16 protein-coding genes are annotated in these 16,494 nt (G+C 67.6%); 12 read left to right on the forward strand and 4 right to left on the reverse strand.

What is annotated here, in order from left to right; all coding sequences use genetic code 11:
* Nucleotide 1: 1 nt before the first annotated feature.
* Nucleotides 2-796, reverse strand: a complete 795-nt coding sequence (gene paaG / locus KSS90_RS12685; protein WP_217869675.1) for a 2-(1,2-epoxy-1,2-dihydrophenyl)acetyl-CoA isomerase PaaG — start codon at nt 794-796, stop codon at nt 2-4.
* A gap of 31 nt (nt 797-827) precedes the next feature.
* Nucleotides 828-1,601, reverse strand: a complete 774-nt coding sequence (gene paaF / locus KSS90_RS12690) for a 2,3-dehydroadipyl-CoA hydratase PaaF (RefSeq protein WP_038706129.1) — start codon at nt 1,599-1,601, stop codon at nt 828-830.
* A 341-nt stretch (nt 1,602-1,942) separates the two neighbouring features.
* Here paaF and paaY point away from each other — a divergent pair, with 341 nt between their 5' ends.
* Both paaY and paaX read left to right on the forward strand, forming a co-directional pair.
* The gene (gene paaY / locus KSS90_RS12695; RefSeq protein ID WP_217869676.1) at nt 1,943-2,542 is read left to right on the forward strand and encodes a phenylacetic acid degradation protein PaaY; all 600 of its coding nucleotides are present in this window, start codon (nt 1,943-1,945) and stop codon (nt 2,540-2,542) included.
* Nucleotides 2,543-2,601: 59 nt separating this feature from the next.
* The gene (gene paaX / locus KSS90_RS12700) at nt 2,602-3,525 is read left to right on the forward strand and encodes a phenylacetic acid degradation operon negative regulatory protein PaaX (RefSeq protein WP_102682033.1); all 924 of its coding nucleotides are present in this window, start codon (nt 2,602-2,604) and stop codon (nt 3,523-3,525) included.
* 48 nt (nt 3,526-3,573) lie between these two features.
* On the opposite strand, the gene KSS90_RS12705 is transcribed toward paaX, so the two are convergent.
* Together KSS90_RS12705 and KSS90_RS12710 are read right to left on the reverse strand one after the other, a co-directional pair.
* Nucleotides 3,574-5,157: a rhodanese-related sulfurtransferase gene (locus KSS90_RS12705; protein WP_217869677.1), complete on the reverse strand. Its 1,584-nt coding sequence runs from the start codon at nt 5,155-5,157 to the stop codon at nt 3,574-3,576.
* Entirely contained in the window at nt 5,154-5,756 is a 603-nt protein-coding gene (locus KSS90_RS12710) for a cysteine dioxygenase family protein (protein ID WP_217869678.1), read from the reverse strand. The genes KSS90_RS12705 and KSS90_RS12710 overlap by 4 nt, the downstream gene beginning before the upstream one ends.
* A gap of 110 nt (nt 5,757-5,866) precedes the next feature.
* Between KSS90_RS12710 and KSS90_RS12715 the strand changes: the two genes are divergently transcribed.
* The 10 genes from KSS90_RS12715 to KSS90_RS12760 all read left to right on the forward strand — a co-directional run bounded on the left by KSS90_RS12715 (nt 5,867) and on the right by KSS90_RS12760 (nt 16,453).
* Nucleotides 5,867-6,763: a LysR family transcriptional regulator gene (locus tag KSS90_RS12715; RefSeq protein ID WP_198755408.1), complete on the forward strand. Its 897-nt coding sequence runs from the start codon at nt 5,867-5,869 to the stop codon at nt 6,761-6,763.
* A gap of 588 nt (nt 6,764-7,351) precedes the next feature.
* Nucleotides 7,352-8,176: an ABC transporter permease gene (locus KSS90_RS12720; RefSeq protein WP_217869679.1), complete on the forward strand. Its 825-nt coding sequence runs from the start codon at nt 7,352-7,354 to the stop codon at nt 8,174-8,176.
* A gap of 2 nt (nt 8,177-8,178) precedes the next feature.
* Entirely contained in the window at nt 8,179-8,940 is a 762-nt protein-coding gene (locus KSS90_RS12725) for an ABC transporter ATP-binding protein (RefSeq protein WP_217869680.1), read from the forward strand.
* Nucleotides 8,937-10,127: an acyl-CoA dehydrogenase family protein gene (locus KSS90_RS12730; RefSeq protein ID WP_217869681.1), complete on the forward strand. Its 1,191-nt coding sequence runs from the start codon at nt 8,937-8,939 to the stop codon at nt 10,125-10,127. Before KSS90_RS12725 ends, KSS90_RS12730 begins: the two co-directional genes overlap by 4 nt.
* Entirely contained in the window at nt 10,124-11,068 is a 945-nt protein-coding gene (locus KSS90_RS12735) for an NAD(P)-dependent oxidoreductase (RefSeq protein ID WP_217869682.1), read from the forward strand. Before KSS90_RS12730 ends, KSS90_RS12735 begins: the two co-directional genes overlap by 4 nt.
* Nucleotides 11,065-11,883, forward strand: a complete 819-nt coding sequence (locus KSS90_RS12740; RefSeq protein WP_217869683.1) for a class II aldolase/adducin family protein — start codon at nt 11,065-11,067, stop codon at nt 11,881-11,883. The genes KSS90_RS12735 and KSS90_RS12740 overlap by 4 nt, the downstream gene beginning before the upstream one ends.
* A gap of 15 nt (nt 11,884-11,898) precedes the next feature.
* Nucleotides 11,899-12,855, forward strand: coding sequence for an ABC transporter substrate-binding protein (locus KSS90_RS12745; RefSeq protein ID WP_217869684.1), 957 nt, complete (start codon nt 11,899-11,901; stop codon nt 12,853-12,855).
* A gap of 44 nt (nt 12,856-12,899) precedes the next feature.
* Nucleotides 12,900-14,123: a dipeptidase gene (locus KSS90_RS12750; protein WP_217869685.1), complete on the forward strand. Its 1,224-nt coding sequence runs from the start codon at nt 12,900-12,902 to the stop codon at nt 14,121-14,123.
* A gap of 185 nt (nt 14,124-14,308) precedes the next feature.
* Complete coding sequence (locus KSS90_RS12755; RefSeq protein WP_217869686.1) at nt 14,309-15,883, forward strand: flavin monoamine oxidase family protein; 1,575 nt, start codon at nt 14,309-14,311, stop codon at nt 15,881-15,883.
* A 75-nt stretch (nt 15,884-15,958) separates the two neighbouring features.
* Nucleotides 15,959-16,453, forward strand: a complete 495-nt coding sequence (locus KSS90_RS12760; RefSeq protein ID WP_046855620.1) for a RidA family protein — start codon at nt 15,959-15,961, stop codon at nt 16,451-16,453.
* Nucleotides 16,454-16,494 lie beyond the last annotated feature (41 nt).

The following is a 16,494-nucleotide window of genomic DNA, read 5'->3' on the forward strand; positions in this document are numbered from 1 at the left end:
ATCAGCGCCCCTTGAACACGGGTGTGCGTTTGTTCATGAAGGCGCTGACGCCCTCGCGGTAGTCCTCGCTGCGCCCGGCCAGGCGCTGGAGGTCGCGCTCCAGCTCCAGCTGTTCATCGAAGCGGTTGTCGAAACTCTGGTTGAGGGCACGCTTGATCAAGGCCAGGCCGTAGGTGGGCTGGACCGCCAGGTGACGGGCCAGGCCGAGTGCTTCGTCGCGCAGCGCGGCATCGTCTACCACCCGGTGGATCAGCCCCCATTGCTCGGCCTGCTCGGCGCTCAGGCGCTCGCCCAGCATGGCCAGCGCCTTGGCCCGGGCCATGCCAACCAGCCTGGGCAGCAACCAGGTGCCGCCGGAGTCCGGCACCAGGCCAATCTTGCAGAAGGCCTGGATGAAGCTCGCCGAGCGTGCCGCCAGCACCAGGTCGCAGGCCAGTGGCAGGTTGGCCCCGGCACCGGCGGCCACGCCGTTGACCGCGCAGATCACCGGCAGCGGCAGGTCGCGCAGGCTGCGCACCAGCGGGTTGTAGAACTGCTCGATGGACTGGCCAAGGTCGGGCAGCTCGGCGCCGGGCGCGACATTGCGGTCGGCCAGGTCCTGGCCTGCGCAGAAGCCACGGCCTTCGCCGGTCAGCAGCAGTACCCGCGCGTGTTCGCTGTGGCGTACCTGCTTCAAGGCCTCGCGCACCTCCAGGTGCATCGCGGTATTGAAGCTGTTGAGCTGCTCGGGCCGGTTGAGCGAGAGGAGGGCAACGCCGTCGTCGCCGATGGAAAACAGGATGTGCTGGAAAGACATGACTGGCTCGCTCCGTCAGTCGGTGGAAGGCTTACAGCCCTTGGAATCGGGCCGGGCGTTTTTCCTGGAAGGCGCGGATACCTTCGTTGCGGTCGGCGGTGCCGGCCAGCAGGGTGAAGGCGTGGCGCTCGAAGCGCAGGCCGCTCGCCAGGTCCATGTCCTGGGCCTTGAGCAGCGCCTCCTTGGCCAGGCGCACCGCCAGCGGCGCCTTGGCGGCGATGGCGACGGCCACCTGCAGGGCACGCTCGACGGTGAGTTCGGGCTCGGTGACTTCACTGACCAGGCCGGCCTGCAGGGCATGACGGGCGCCGATGGCCTCGCCGCCGAGGACCATCTGCATGGCCAGCGGCTTGCCCACGGCGCGCAGCAGGCGCTGGGTGCCGCCGGCGCCGGGGAGGATGCCGAGGTTGATTTCCGGCTGGCCGAAACGGGCGTCGCTGCCGGCGATGACGATATCGGCGCACATCACCAGTTCGCAGCCGCCGCCGAGGGCGAAGCCGTTGACCGCGGCGATCAGGGGTTTGCCGAAACCGGCGATGCGTTGCCAGTGGGCCACGCGTGGATCGTCGAGGATGCCGACCAGGTCGCGCTCGGCCATTTCGTTGATATCGGCGCCGGCGGCGAAGGCCTTGCGGCTGCCGGTGATGACCACGGTTCGGATCTGCGGATCCTGGTCGGCGGCATGCAGTTCTGCGGCCAGCTCTTCCAGCAGCGCTGTGTTCAGGGCGTTCAGGGCTTGCGGGCGGTGCAGGGTGATCAGGCGGACACCGTCCGCCGGGGCCTGCACGATGAGGTTGCTTGGCATGGGATACCTCGGGCTGCACGTTCGGCGCCGGCTGGGGCCGGCTTTTCTTGGAGTTGTTCGTGGTGCTGGGGCAAGTATATGTTCAATGTGATACATAAAATCAACATAGAAATTGTAATTACGTATCCATATGTTAGGCGCGTGACGCTAACGCGGGGCAAGCCCGCTCCCACGCGGCCTAGCTTCTATAGCTGATATTTTGGGCGAGCTTGCCAAGTGATGAGGTCTTCACTGGTCGGAAGCTTGGTGAAGAAAAGTGATACACCAGCAAGCCATTGACTAAGTGATTTAATCTGATACAGGATCAGTGCGTATTCTGAATCATATCGAGAGCCAGACCCATGCCCTGCTACCGCCTCGACGGCCTGACCCCCGTGGTGCATCCCAGCGCCTATGTACACCCCAGCGCCGTGCTGATCGGCGACGTGCTGGTCGGCGCAAACTGCTACATCGGCCCCTTGGCCTCGCTGCGCGGCGATTTCGGGCGAATCATCCTGGAAGAGGGTGCCAACCTGCAGGACACCTGCGTGATGCACGGTTTTCCCGGCGGCGACACGGTGGTCGAGCGCAACGGCCATATCGGCCATGGCGCCGTGCTGCACGGCTGCCGGATCGGCGAGGATGCCCTGGTCGGCATGAACGCAGTGGTCATGGACGCTGCGCATATCGCCCCGCGCTGCATCGTCGCCGCCACGGCCTTCGTCAAGGCCGGCTTCGAATGCCCGCAGCAACACCTGGTGGTCGGCGCGCCGGCCGTGGCCAAGCGCCCGCTCAGCGACCAGGAACTGGCCTGGAAACAGCGCGGTACCGCCGAATACCACAGCCTTGCCCGGCGTTGCCTGAGCGCACTGGTGGAATGCCCGCCATTGACCGCGCCGGAGCAGGACCGCCCGCGCATGGGCGACTCCGGCTTCAGGCCCAAGGCCGAGGGCGCTGCATGAGCCTTGCGCGGTCGCGGCAGGCAGGTATAGTCGAGGCTTTAGCCGCGCCTCGTCCCCCCATGAGCAGCCTTGCCCCCCTGAATCACCTGATCACCCGTTTCCAGGAGCAGACGCCGATCCGCGCCAGCTCCCTGATCATCACCCTCTACGGCGATGCCATCGAACCCCATGGCGGCACGGTCTGGCTGGGCAGCCTGATCAACCTGCTGGAGCCGATGGGCATCAACGAGCGGCTGATCCGCACCTCGATCTTCCGCCTGACCAAGGAAGGCTGGCTGACCGCCGAAAAGGTCGGCCGGCGCAGCTATTACAGCCTCACCGGCACCGGCCGGCGGCGTTTCGAAAAAGCCTTCAAGCGCGTCTACAGCGCCAGCCTGCCAGCCTGGAACGGCGCCTGGACCCTGGTGCTGCTGGCCCAGCTCGACGCCACCAAGCGCAAGGCCGTGCGTGAAGAGCTCGAGTGGCAAGGCTTCGGCGTCATGGGCGCGAACCTGCTGGGCTGCCCGCGCACCGACCGTGCCGACCTGGCTGCGACCCTGCGCGAGCAGGATGCCGAGGACGACTGCATCGTCTTCGAGACCCACGCCCAGGAAGTGCTGGCCTCCAAGGCCCTACGCGCCCAGGTGCGGGAAAGCTGGAATATCGAGGAACTGGGCCAGCACTACAGCGAGTTCATCCGCCTGTTCCGCCCGTTGTGGCAGGCGATGAAGGACCTGGACGCGCCAAGCCCGCAGGACTGCTTCCTGGCGCGCACGCTGCTGATCCACGAGTACCGCCGCTTGCTGCTGCGTGATCCGCAGTTGCCGGACGAGTTGTTGCCGGGGGATTGGGAAGGGCGCGCGGCAAGGCAGCTGTGCCGCAACCTGTACCGGCTGGTGCAGGGCAGGGCGGAGGAATACCTGGCCAGTGCGCTGGAAACGGCGGATGGGCCGTTGCCGGATGCCAACGAAAGTTACTATCGACGCTTTGGTGGGCTTGGCTGAGTGAAAGGCGCGGGCAAGCCCTCTTGTGCGAAGAGGGCATGCAGGTTGTCAGATGACAAAGAACCCATGCGTTCCGTCACGCCCCAACTGATCCACCAAACCGAACTCCCAATCCAGATACCCCTGCATCGCTTCGCGCGGGTTATCCGTACCCTCGTAGGGCCGCCGATAACGATCGATGCGTGGCGCGCCCAGGCGCTGCTCGCCTTGTTCGGTCGGCAACCCGGCGGCGTTCCAGGCGCTGTTGCCGCCCTCGAGCACGAACACCGGCTTGCCGCTCAGTGCCGCCACCTCCGGTGCGGCATAGCGCGCCAGTTGGCTTGAGCCGCAGGTCAGGACGAAGTGCCGTGCTCCAGATAATGACGCCATCACGTTCTTCAGCTGACTGCGCAGCGCCCACACCGCACCAGGAATATGCTGCCTGACATGGTTGGTGCTGGTGGTGAAGTCCAGCACCTGGGTACCCGGTTCTGACAGCCAGTCGGCGAGAAGGGCGGGGCTGATGGTCTCGGCCTGGGGTGGCGCCGGCACGGGCGCGACCCAGGCACCGGGTTCCTTGAAGTCGCCCGGTGACAACCCATCGAGCACCGCCACCGCCCAGCCCATCTGCGCCAGCCACGATGCGCTCATGTTGGCGCGCACGCCGTCGTCGTCCACCAGCACCAGGCGCGCGCCGCGCACACTGGCGACATGGTCGGTCTCCTGCACCAGCTGGCCACCGGGCGTGGAGCGGGCGCCGGGCAGGTGGCCCAGGGCAAACTCCTCGGGCGTGCGCACATCGAACAGGTAGGTGGTGCGCTGCGCTTCGGCCTGCCATTGGCGCAGGCCTGCCAGATCGATGCGTGCCACACCGGCGCGGTCGGCCACCTGGCGGGCACGTTGCGCGGCGCTGTCGCGGGTGGTGGCGGTCACTGCGCGGAAACGGCGCGACTGGCCTTGCTCCAGGGTCTGCCCGGCGAGAGTCCAGCCGATGGTGCCGTTGCGCAGGGCCGCCACCGGGTTGGGGACGCCGGCATTGACCAGCGACTGGGTGCCGATGATGCTGCGGGTGCGCCCGGCGCAGTTGACGATCACCCGCGTATTCGGATCGGGGGCCAGCTCCGCCACGCGCAGCACCAGTTCGGCGCCGGGCACGCTGATGCCGCAGGGAATGCTCATGGTCTGGTACTCGTCGAAGCGGCGGGCATCCAGCACCACCACATCGGCGTTGGCGTCGAGCAGTGCCTTGACCTCTTCGGCCGCCAGCGACGGCGTATGGCGCTCGGCCTCCACCAGCTCGCCGAAGGCCTTGCTCGGCACGTTGACGTCGCGGAACAGCTCGCCACCCGCTTCGCGCCAACCGGCGAGGCCACCGTCGAGCAAGGCCACGTCGGTGTAGCCCAGGGCGAGCAGGCGCTGCGCGGCGGTCGACGCCAGCCCTTCGCCGTCGTCGTAGACGGTGATAGGCGTGTCGCGCCGTGGCACTCGGGCGTAGATCTCCAGCTCCAGGCGCGACAGCGGCACATTGGCGGCGAATAGCGGATGGGCCTGGGCGAACGGGTCTTCCTCGCGGACATCGAGCAAGGCCAGTTCCTGGCCGGCGAGAAGGGCGGCGCGGATAGCGTGGAAAGTACGACGGGTGGCCTGGCTCATGCGCGGTTCTCTTTCGACAGATCCCAGAGGTTGGGCAGGTGGCTGTTGGAATAGCCGGAAATGAAGGGTTTTGCTTCACCCTCGGCGCTGTACACCGCACGCCGCACGGCGCCGATGTTGGCGCCGTAGACATGGATGCTGATGGAAGTACGGTCGGCATGGGCATTGCGCACCTGATGCAGGTCGCCGATGCGCGGCGACACCGCGATCACCTCGCCGGGCGCGAGCCGCTCGGCCGGGCCCTCCGGCTGCAGGGCTCCGTGCGCCAGGGCATAGCCTTGGCTGATTTCGCTGCCGCGCAGCATGCCGATCAGCCCCCAGGTGCGGTGGTCATGCACGGGGGTTTCCTGCCCTGGCCCCCATACGAAACTGACGATGGAGAACCGCTGGCCGGAGTCGGCGTGCAGCAGGTACTGCTGGTAGCGCTCCGGGCTGGGCCGGGCGTAGTCGTCCGGCAGCCAGTCGTCGACACTGACCAGGTCGCGCAGCAGCCGCGCGCCGTGGTCGAGCAGGCGCGGCTCGTCCGGCGCCTGGGCGAGAAGGTCGGCCAGCTCGCCGATGAAGCTGCGTAGCCGTCCGTGGTTGGGCGTTTGAGACATGGGTTCCCTCGATGTCCGTCAGGTTAGGCAGCGCTGGGCGCTACCGTGGCGAGGAAAAAGGTATTATTCTTTTTGCGTATTTTTCCACATATTTATTATGCGAATTGAGAATGAAGATAGATGATATCGATGCATTCGTGGCCGTCATCCGCAGCCAGTCCATCAGCCAGGCGGCCGAATCGCTGCGCCTGACCCAGCCGGCCATCACCCGCCGGGTGCAGAACTTCGAGGAAGCCCTCGGCGTCAGCCTGCTGGACCGCAACACCAAACCGTTGAAACCCACGCCCATGGGCATGCGCGTCTACGAGCAGTGCCGGGCGGTGCTGCGCGAGATGGACGCGCTGCGCGAACTGGTGCTAAGCGACGCCTTGCCCAGCGGCGCCCTGCGCCTGGGGGTGCCGCAGACCATCGGCGACGTGGTGCTGCTCGACGCCCTCAGCCAGCTCAAGGCGCTGTATCCCGACCTGCAGACCCAGGTCGCCACCGGTTGGGGCAGCCATCTGCTGGGCAAGATGGAGAACGGCGAGCTGGACGCGGTGGCGGCGCTGTTCCCGGCCGGCAAGGTGTTCCCCGAGGGCATCGTCGGTCGGTCGTTGGCGCGCATGGACCTGGTGGTGGTGGCTGCCCGCGGCGAGGTGGGCAAGCGCAGTTGCAAGCTTGCCGACTGCTACCAGCGTGGCTGGGTGCTCAACCCCGACGGCTGTGGTTTCCGTGCCGGTCTGCAGCGGGCGTTGAACGACGAAGGGCTGTCGCTGCGGATCAACCTGGAAACCTTCGGTACCGAGTTGCAACTGGGCTTGATCGCCAATGGCCTGGGCTTTGGCCTGGTGCCCCGGCCGTTGCTGGACAACAGCCGCCACCGCGAGCGCCTGGACATCGTGCAGGTGAGTGATTTCAAGCCGGTGATCGACTTGTGGCTGATCCATCCGCGTTTTCTCGGCAACCTGCAGGCGCCGGTGGCGTTGTTTGGCGAGACCGTGGCGCAGCGGGTGGCGAATCAGGGGTGAGGTTTTGGGCGGTTGTTTTTTGGCTTTTGATCGCGTTTAGGCGAAGAGGTGCCTGGCGATAGCCTTGTAGCGCCTATGAAATCGAGCGCCGCCCGCGCGGCGCATCGCTGGCAAGCCAGCTCCCACATTTGTTTCGGGCCAGTCTGTCCTGTGAAGTTGTCGCTGTCCGCCTTGGTGCATGTCTTGAGACAGGTGGGACACCAGTGGCGCCCACACTGAAACCGCGTCGTACCCACAAGGCGTACAGCCGCGGCAGCGCAGGCATAACTGGCCCGAAACAAATGTGGGAGCTGGCTTGCCAGCGATGCGCCGCGCGGGCGGCGCTCGATCTCAAGAGCGCTGCAAGTGTAGCGGCGGACACCTGTCGGCCATCACCCGATCAGAAGCCCTGCATCCTAAAATTAAAAATATAATTTATATAACAACCATCAATAAATGCACTTTTTGTATATTAGATTAGAAGCAGATCGAATTTCACGGCACTTTTTAAGATCGATAGCATAAGGATCAAGCCAGGCACCGGCGGGCTTGATCGACACTCCCGCTGCGGCCAGCAATCAATGGATCGGCCTTGAGCGAGGAGATGGAATGTCCCGGCAAAGCAACACACTTGTCCCCGCCACGGCCCTGCTGACCCTGTTGCGCTGGCAGGGTTGGCGTAACCTTGGCCTGCGGCTGATCAGCCCGTTGCTGTTGCTGGTGGCGTGGGAACTTGCCTCGCGCAGCGGCCTGTTGCCGCCGCGAATCATCGCCGCGCCCAGCGCCATCGGCGACACCCTCTGGCAGATGATCGTCAGCGGCGAGCTGGCCGGGCATTTGTGGGTATCCCTCAAGCGTGCCCTGAGCGGCCTGGCCATCGGGGTCAGCGTGGGCACTCTGCTGGCGTTGCTCGCAGGCCTTTCGCGGCGTGGCGAACTCGCCATCGACTCGCCGGTGCAGATGCTGCGCACCTTGCCGTTCCTGGCCATCGTGCCGCTGTTCATCCTCTGGTTCGGCGTGGGCGAAACGCCCAAGATCGCCCTGATTGCCCTGGGCACCACCTTCCCGGTGTACCTCACCCTGTTCTCCGGCATCCGTGGCGTCGACCCCAAGCTGGTGGAGGCCGGGCAGCTGTTCGGCCTGGGGCGCCTGGGGCTGGTCTGGCACGTGATCCTGCCCGGCGCGCTGCCGGCGTTCTTCGTCGGCCTGCGCTACGCCTTCGGCATCAGCTGGCTGGGCCTGGTGGTGGTCGAGCAGATCAACGCCAGCGCCGGGCTGGGCTATCTGGTCAACGATGCCCGCGACTTCATGCGCACCGACGTCATCGTCATCTGCCTGATCGTCTACAGCGTGCTGGGCCTGTCCATCGATGCCCTCGTGCGCTTGTTCGAACGCCTGGCCCTGGCCTGGCGCCCCACCTTCATAAGGAACTGATCATGGAAGTCGCACTGCAACGCCTGCGCCCGCCGGTGCGGGTGCGCGGGCTCACGCGCAGGTTCCAGGGCCACACGGTGCTCGATGGCCTGGACCTGGACCTGGCGCCCGGCGAGTTCGTCGCCTTGCTCGGCCGCAGCGGCTCGGGCAAGACCACCTTGCTGCGGGCGCTGGCCGGCCTGGACCGGGTGGAGGCGGGTACGCTGGAGGTGCCCGGCGTGCATGCGGCGGTGTTCCAGGAGCCGCGGCTGATGCCCTGGAAGCGGGCCTGGCGCAATGTCCTCCTGGGCCTGAGGGGCGCCGAGCCAAAAGCGCGTGCCCTGGCGGCGCTGCGTGAAGTGGGCCTGGCGCACCGCACCGAGGCCTGGCCGGGCACCCTGTCCGGTGGCGAGGCCCAGCGCGTGGCCCTGGCCCGGGCGCTGGTGCGCGAGCCGCAATTGCTGCTGCTCGACGAGCCGTTCGCCGCGCTGGACGCCTTGACGCGCATGCGCATGCACCAGTTGATCCTCGAACTGTGGCGCACCCATCAGCCATCGGTGCTGCTGGTCACTCACGACGTCGACGAAGCCCTGCTGCTGGCCGACCGGGTCGTGGTGCTGGACGCCGGGCGCATCGCCGAGCAGATCCCGATTCGCCTGCCGCGCCACCGCGAGGTGGCCAGCCGTAGCTTCCAGGCGCTGCGCCAACACCTGCTGGCCCTGCTCGGCGTCGAAGCGCCTGCGCCCAGCCATGCCCATACCCTCGCACGGACCGCCCAACGATGAGCCTCGACTTGCATACCGCCGCCAAGGCGGCCGACCTCGATTCGCCGGCCTTCGCCGACTTGCTGGCCCACCTGAGCGACGAATTCGCTGCCAGCGCCGCCGAGCACGATCGCCAAGGCAGCTTCCCCCACGCCAACCTGCGGCGCCTGCATGAACATGGCCTGCTGGCCCTGACCGTGCCGCGCCGCCTGGGTGGAAGCGAAGCGACGCTGGCCCAGGCCCGGCGGGTGATCGCCGCCGTGGCCCGGGGCGAGCCGTCCACCGCCCTGGTGCTGGTGATGCAGTACCTGCAGCACGCGCGCCTGCAACAGAACCAGGCCTGGCCCGAACAGCTGCGCCTGCGCCTGGCCCGCGAGGCGGTGGCGGACGGCGCGCTGGTCAACGCCCTGCGCGTGGAGCCGGAGCTGGGCACCCCGGCCCGGGGCGGCCTGCCGGCCACCGTCGCCCGGCGCGTGGCCGAGGGCTGGCGGATCAGCGGGCGCAAGATCTACTCCACCGGCATCCCCGGCCTGACCTGGCTGGCAGTATGGGCGCGCAGCGACGAGGAAGAGCCGCGGGTCGGCACCTGGCTGGTGCATCGCGACACACCGGGCATCCGCATCGAGGAAACCTGGGACCACCTGGGCATGCGTGCCACTTGCAGCCACGACGTGATCTTCGATGATGTGCTGGTGCCTGCCGAGCACGCCGTGGACATCCTCCCGGCGCGTCAGCCACGCCCGTCCGAACTCGATCACAACGGCGTGCTGTGGCTGGCCGTGTTGCTGTCGAGCATCTACGACGGCGTTGCCCGTGCCGCCCGCGACTGGCTGGTGGGCTGGCTGGCCGGGCGCACGCCGGCCAATCTCGGCGCGCCGCTGTCGAGCCTGCCGCGTTTCCAGGAACTGGTGGGGCGCATCGACGCCTTGCTGCTGTCCAACCGGGTCCTGCTCGACGCCGCCGCCGAAGGGCGCATCCCGGCGAGCGAGGCCACCCAGGTCAAGTACCTGGTCACCACCCAGGCCATCAGCGCGGTCGAATTGGCCGTCGAAGCGATCGGCAACCCGGCGCTGGCCCGGGGCAACCCGCTTGAGCGGCATTACCGCGATGTGCTGTGCAGCCGTATCCACACTCCGCAGAACGACGCGGTGCTCGGCGCCGCCGGCCTCGCGGCGTTTGCCTTGCCCAGCCGTGGCGGCCAGGCATGAGCGGCGTGCGCATCGCCAGCCAGCTGGACGCGCGGTTCAACGCGTTGCTGGCCGCCGCCGTGCCAGGCGTGGAAATCCTGGCGCTGCCCAGGGGCGTGCCCCATGGGTTGCCGGACGATGTTCGGGTCCTGCTGGCCGCGCCCGACCCTGGCCTGCGTGATGCCGTTGCGCCGCCCTCGGGCTGGCCGTTCGGGCTCGGTTTCGTGCAACTGGTCAGCTCCGGCATCGACTCCTTTCCCGGTTGGTTGCTCGAACCGGTGCCCGTGGCCAGTGCCCGTGGGGTGACGGCGGACAGCCTGGCCGAATTCGCCCTGGCGGCGATGTTCGCCGCCGCCAAGCAACTGCCGCAGCTGTGGATCGACGAGCCCGGGCAATGGCAGCCACGTCCGCTGGCCTCGCTGGCCGGCAGCACCTTGGCGATCTACGGTTTCGGGCGGATCGGCCAGGCCCTGGCGCGCAAGGCCCTGGCTCTGGACATCGAGGTGATCGCCCTACGGCGCTCGGCCAGGCCGTTCGAGGTGGCCGGCGTACGGGGCGTGGCCAGTGTCGAGGAACTGTTCGCCCGCGCCGATCACCTGGTACTGGCGGCACCGGCCGACCCGTCGACCCGGCATGTCGTCGATCGGCGTAGCCTCGCTCACGCCAAGCCCGGTCTGCACCTGATCAATATCGCCCGTGGCAGCCTGGTGGACCAGGACGCCTTGCTCGATGCCCTGGACAGCGGCCAGCTGGCCCTGGCCAGCCTCGATGTCACCGAGCCCGAGCCGTTGCCGGCCGGGCACCGGCTGTACGGCCATCCCAAGGTCCGGCTGAGCCCCCATACCTCGGCCAACACGCCGCAGGTGTACCGCAACCTCGCCGCGCTGCTGGCGCGCAACCTCGAACATTTTCGCAGCGGACGACCGCTGGAGAACCTGCTGGCCCAAGGAGAGACCGCATGAGCGCCAGGCTGAGCCGCCTACCCACCGCCTATTCATTGCCTCGCGACGGCCACACCGTGCATCGCTGGCAGGACCCGCCCCAGCAACCGACCCCCGAGGCCGAGCGCCTGCTGCGCAAGCAACGCCTGGCCGGCTCGTTCCGCCTGTTCGCCCGGCACGGTTTCGACATGGGCGGCGCCGGCCATATCACCGTGCGCGACCCCCAGTACCCCGATCACTTCTGGGTCAATCCGGTGGGCGTGTACTTCGGCCATATCCGCGTCAGCGACCTGCTGTTGGTGAATCCTCGGGGCGAGATCGTCGAAGGGCAGGGCGCGTTGAACCTCGCCGCCTTCGCCATCCACGCGGCGCTGCACGAGGCGCGCCCGGACGTGGTGGCCGCCGCCCATGCCCATTCGTTGTACGGCAAGGCCTGGTCGAGCCTGGGACGCCTGCTCGACCCGCTGACCCAGGACGCCTGCGCCTTTCATGGCAAGCACGCGCTGTTCGACAACTTCACCGGGGTGGTGCTGGAGGCCAGCGAGGGCGCGCGCATCGCCGCCACGCTGGGGCCGGACAAGATCGCGCTGATCTTGCAGAACCATGGCCTGCTGACCGTCGGGCGTACGGTGGAAGCGGCGGTGTGGCGCTTCATCGCCTTGGACAACGCCGCCCACGCGCAACTACTGGCCGAGGCCGCCGGCACGCCCCGGCCGATCCCGGCGGCGGTGGCCGAGCACACGGCGCGCCAGGTCGGTACCGAGTTCGGCGGCTGGTTCAGCTTCCAGCCGTACTGGGACCGCCTGCTGCGCGACGAACCTGATTTTCTCGACTGAGTGCAAGGAGGCGCCATGAATCGCCGTCGTTTTCTGCAGTACAGCGCCCTGGGCGGGCTCGCCTGCGCGCTGCCCGGCGCCTTTGCCCGCGACTGGCAAGGGCTGACCCTGGGCGTGGCCACCTACAAGGGCGCCGCGCCGACCTTCTTCGAACAGGCCGGCATCGAGCGCCCACCGTATGGCGTGAAATACGCCGAGTTCAATGGCGGCAACCTCGGTTTCGAGGCGCTGGTCAGCGGTACCCTGGACCTGGCGCCGATGAGCGAGATCCCGCCGATCTTCGGTATCCGCAACCAGGCGCCGGTCAGGCTCATCGCCGTGCTGACCGGTGATGTCAACAACCAGGCCTTCATCGTGCCCAGGGGGTCGACGATGCAATCGCTGGCCGAGCTGCCGGGCAAGCGGGTCGGTTACATCCGCTCCACGTCGTCGCACTACCTGCTGCTGCGCGCCCTCAAGGACCAGGGCCTGACCCTGGCGGACATCCAGCCCCTGGCGCTGACGCCCCAGGATGGCTTCGCCGCATTCCAGAACGGCAACCTGGATGTCTGGGTGACCTTTGGCTACTTCATCCAGCTGGCCGAGCTGCGCAGCGGTGCGCGGGTGCTGCGCACCGGGCAGGGCTACCTGTCGGGCAATTACGTGATCGCCGCCAACCGGCGGGCGATCGAGGATCCGCTCAAGCGCGCGGCGATCGAGGACTATGTGCGCCGCGAATACCGCAGCTGGCAATGGGTGCAGCACCACCCCGAGGCGTGGGCGGCGCGATGCGAGCAGGTGCTGGGCATCCCCCGGGAAGTGTTCATTGCCCAGTACAAGGCCCAGAGCGGGCCGCGGGTGCTGCAGGCGGTGGACGATGCCGCGGTGCGGTCGCAGCAGGACGTGGCCGACACCTTCCACGCCGCCGGCGTACTGCCCCAGCGCCTGGATGTGGCGCCGTTGTGGGATCGCAGTTTCAGCTGGACAGAGTGATTCATGCGGCCCCCGCAGGGCCACGCCTGGCAAAAAGGACTTTCATGCCTCGTTCAACTCGATACGCCTGGCTACCGCTGGCACTGGCCTGCAGCACCGCGCTGGCCGATGTCGCGCCCTCGACCCGCGCCCTGCATGAGCGCCTGATCGTGCTCGACAGCCACCTGGACACGCCCATGCAACTGGCCCGGCCCGGCTGGGACATAGGGCAGCGCCACCGCTATGCCGACGATCTGTCCCAGGTCGACCTGCCGCGCATGCGCGACGGTGGCCTGGACGGCGGATTCTTCGCCATCTTCACCCCCCAGGGTCCGCTCACGCCCGAGGGACGCACCCTGGCCAGCGAACATGGCCTGGCGGTGATCACCCGGATCCGCGACATGGTCGCCGCCCGGCCGGACGCGTTCGCCCTGGCCACGCGGGCGCAGGAGGTGCCGGCGATCGTTGCCTCAGGGCGGCGGGTGGTGCTGATCAGCATGGAAAACGCCGAACCGCTGGCGGCCGACCCCGACCGGCTGGCCACCTACCACCGTCTGGGCTTGCGCATGCTGGGCCTGGTGCATGCGCAGAACAACGATTTCGCCGATTCGGCCACTGCCTTGCCGCACTGGCATGGGCTGAGCCCGGCCGGCCGCGAGCTGGTGCAGGCGGCCAACCGCCTGGGGATCCTGATCGATGTGTCCCATGCCTCCGATGCAGTGTTCGATCAGGTGCTGGCGTTGTCCCGTGCCCCGGTGATCGCCTCGCATTCCGGCGCCCGGGCCATCGGCCCGCATCCGCGCAATCTCGATGATGAACGTTTGCGCCAGCTGGCTGCCGGGGGCGGGGTGGTGCAGGTCAACACCTACGCCAGCGACCTGGTGCCGCGTGCGCCGAATCCCGCCCGGGACAAGGCCCTGGCACCGCTGTACCGGGAGTTCCGCCTGGCGGCCAGCCTGCCGCCTGCACAAGTGGCGGACCTGGCCCGGCGCATATGCGAGGTCGAGGCCCGGTATCCGTTGCCGGCAACCAGCCTGGACGACTTCATGGCGCATCTGCTGCACATCCTTGACGTAGTGGGGCCACGGCATGTCGGCATCGGCGCGGATTGGGATGGCGGCGGCGGGGTGGCGGGGCTGCGCGATGTCAGCGATTTGCCGGAGATCACTGCTCGGTTGTTGGCGGCGGGGTACCACGAACGGGACCTCGCGGATATCTGGGGAGGGAACCTGTTGCGAGTGATGGGAGAGGCGCAGGCTGCTGCTGCGAGCGCAGGTGTTTCAAAATAATTATGCGTTTTGTGCAGAATGCAAAGCTTGGGACATTACACATTTTAATATTTGCATATGCTCAAAATGTATTTCTCTTATCCCATCCCGCTCTCTAGGATGGCTCCACATAGAGCGTTTTCGTAGCTTGATAGCATCAAGTCATAACTGAAAACGATAACCGTGGACCAGGGAGAGTGCCCGCGATGCCATTGACCAGACGACAGCTCATTGCCCGTATCGGTGTGGTTGGTGGCCTGCAGGCTGCCACGGCGGCACTGGGCCTGTTTGGCACGTCGGGGTCGGCACGGGCCAGCCAGGAGAACTACGCCGCGTTGCCAATGGCCCGTGTAGGGCAGGGCGCCACTGTCACCGTGGTCGGCGCTGGCATCGGCGGCCTGGTGGCGGCCTACGAGCTGCGCAAGGCCGGTTTCGCCGTCACCCTGCTGGAAGCCCGCGAACGGGTAGGCGGGCGCAACTGGACCGTGCGCCGGGGGGATCGGGTCGCGTTCACCGATGGCAGCGTGCAGACCGTCGCGTTCGACGAGGGTTTCTACCTCAACGCCGGCCCCGGCCGACTGCCCAGCCACCACCAGTTGATGCTCGGCTATTGCCGCGAGCTGGGAGTGGCGCTTGAGGTGCTGGTCAACACCAGCCGCAACGCCCTGGTGCGTCCCGACCTCGACCAGCCGCCGATGCAGATCCGCCAGGCGGTCAACGACAGCCGTGGGCACCTGGCCGAACTGCTGGCCAAGGCCGTCGACCGCCAGGCCCTGGACCAGGAACTGAGCCTGGACGACCGGCGCAACCTGCTGGGCTTCCTGCGCACCTGGGGCGACCTGTCGGAGAAACTCGAGTACCTGGGCTCGGCGCGCTCGGGCTACAAGGTCTGGCCCGGGGCCGGCGACCAGCAGGCCCTGCGCAACGACCCGCTGCCCCTGCGCACCTTGCTCAACCCGGCCCTGGGCACGGCACTGATGATCGACGAGTACCCGGAGTTCTCGCCGACCATGTTCCAGCCGGTGGGCGGCATGGACCGTATTCCCCTGGCCTTCCAGCGCCACCTGCAGGATGTTCTGCGCCTGGGGGCCGAGGTGGGCTCGATCCGCAATTTCGAGGATCGGGTGGAGATCGGTTACCAGCAGCAGGGTAAGCCACAACGCATCACCAGCGACTATGCGGTGATCGCCTTGCCGCTGCCGCTGCTGGCGAAGCTCGACAGCAACTTCAGCGCCCAGGTGCGCCAGGCCATCGCCGCCGTGCAATTCGGCCATGCCAACAAGGTGGCCTGGCAGTCCCGCCGGTTCTGGGAGACCGACTACCAGATCTACGGCGGCCTGTCGTTCATCAATCAGGCGTCTTCCGGCCTGTGGTACCCCAGCGGTGGCTTCAACCAGGCTGAGGGCATTCTCGTCGCCGCCTACAACAACGGCGAGACTGCCCGCCAGTTCGCCGACAAGTCGGTCGCCGAGCAGATTGCTCTGTCGCGCCAGGCCGTTGAGCTGCTGCACCCCGGTCACGGCCACGAACTGCGCAAGCCGCTGGTGGTGGACTGGGGGCGCATACCCCACAGCCTCGGGCCGTGGATCAGCCACCCGCTGGCCGACGCCGACTACGACCTGCTCAACCAAGCCCAGGGGCGGGTGCATCTGACCAGCGACGCGCTGGCCCACAGCGGCATCGGCATCTGGCAGGAGACCGCCGCCGGCGCCGCCCGGCGGGTGGTGCGCAACCTGTGCGAGCGTGCCCAGGGCACCGCGCAGGGTCGGCAGACCGCCTGAGCAATACACAACGAAAACCATCTGCCAGGTAGCGGACCTCCGAGGCTGGCGCCTACACATCAGTGGAGCTTCGCCATGCCTTTCAAGCACGCCCTTCTGGGGTTGGGGGTCCTGTTCGCCGCGGCCAGCCAGGCCGCCGATATCGAGCGCGTCCCCTCGACCTATCCCAACTCGCCGATCCTGCAGTCGGCGACCCTGCCGCCGGGCACGGCGCTGACCTTCGTCTCGGGGATCCTGCCCGACCCGGCTGACCCCAAGGCGGCCAAGGATGAGCTGCGCGCCAGTGGCGACACCGAGGCGCAGACCGTGGCGGTGCTGCGCAAGGTCGAAGCCGCCCTGGCGCCGCGCGGGCTCGACCTGGGCGATGTGGTGCAGCTGCGGGTGTACCTGGTCGGCGACCCGCAGTTGCAGGGGCGCATGGACTTCGACGGCCTGCAGCGCGGCTTTCGTCAGTTCTTCGGCAGTGAGCGCCAGCCGTTGAAACCGACCCGCACCACGGTGCAGGTGGCCGGGCTGGTATTGCCCGGCGCCCTGATCGAAGTCGAGGCGGTCGCCGCCAAGGCCCGTTGAGCCCCCGAACCCGAGAGCGGCGGCCGGGCCATGGCCGCCAC

The sequence above is a fragment of the Pseudomonas maumuensis genome (genome assembly GCF_019139675.1).
Classification (GTDB): domain Bacteria; phylum Pseudomonadota; class Gammaproteobacteria; order Pseudomonadales; family Pseudomonadaceae; genus Aquipseudomonas; species Aquipseudomonas maumuensis.

What these genes read in the sequence shown, in the direction of transcription:
- KSS90_RS12745 (WP_217869684.1), top strand. Translation starts at nt 11,899, where the DNA reads ATGAATCGCCGTCGTTTTCTGCAGTACAGCGCCCTGGGCGGGCTCGCC.
- KSS90_RS12705 (WP_217869677.1), bottom strand. Translation starts at nt 5,157, where the DNA reads ATGAGCCAGGCCACCCGTCGTACTTTCCACGCTATCCGCGCCGCCCTT.
- KSS90_RS12740 (WP_217869683.1), top strand. Translation starts at nt 11,065, where the DNA reads ATGAGCGCCAGGCTGAGCCGCCTACCCACCGCCTATTCATTGCCTCGC.
- paaF (WP_038706129.1), bottom strand. Translation starts at nt 1,601, where the DNA reads ATGCCAAGCAACCTCATCGTGCAGGCCCCGGCGGACGGTGTCCGCCTG.
- paaX (WP_102682033.1), top strand. Translation starts at nt 2,602, where the DNA reads ATGAGCAGCCTTGCCCCCCTGAATCACCTGATCACCCGTTTCCAGGAG.
- KSS90_RS12750 (WP_217869685.1), top strand. Translation starts at nt 12,900, where the DNA reads ATGCCTCGTTCAACTCGATACGCCTGGCTACCGCTGGCACTGGCCTGC.
- KSS90_RS12710 (WP_217869678.1), bottom strand. Translation starts at nt 5,756, where the DNA reads ATGTCTCAAACGCCCAACCACGGACGGCTACGCAGCTTCATCGGCGAG.
- paaY (WP_217869676.1), top strand. Translation starts at nt 1,943, where the DNA reads ATGCCCTGCTACCGCCTCGACGGCCTGACCCCCGTGGTGCATCCCAGC.
- KSS90_RS12755 (WP_217869686.1), top strand. Translation starts at nt 14,309, where the DNA reads ATGCCATTGACCAGACGACAGCTCATTGCCCGTATCGGTGTGGTTGGT.
- KSS90_RS12730 (WP_217869681.1), top strand. Translation starts at nt 8,937, where the DNA reads ATGAGCCTCGACTTGCATACCGCCGCCAAGGCGGCCGACCTCGATTCG.
- KSS90_RS12760 (WP_046855620.1), top strand. Translation starts at nt 15,959, where the DNA reads ATGCCTTTCAAGCACGCCCTTCTGGGGTTGGGGGTCCTGTTCGCCGCG.
- KSS90_RS12735 (WP_217869682.1), top strand. Translation starts at nt 10,124, where the DNA reads ATGAGCGGCGTGCGCATCGCCAGCCAGCTGGACGCGCGGTTCAACGCG.
- paaG (WP_217869675.1), bottom strand. Translation starts at nt 796, where the DNA reads ATGTCTTTCCAGCACATCCTGTTTTCCATCGGCGACGACGGCGTTGCC.
- KSS90_RS12725 (WP_217869680.1), top strand. Translation starts at nt 8,179, where the DNA reads ATGGAAGTCGCACTGCAACGCCTGCGCCCGCCGGTGCGGGTGCGCGGG.
- KSS90_RS12715 (WP_198755408.1), top strand. Translation starts at nt 5,867, where the DNA reads ATGAAGATAGATGATATCGATGCATTCGTGGCCGTCATCCGCAGCCAG.
- KSS90_RS12720 (WP_217869679.1), top strand. Translation starts at nt 7,352, where the DNA reads ATGTCCCGGCAAAGCAACACACTTGTCCCCGCCACGGCCCTGCTGACC.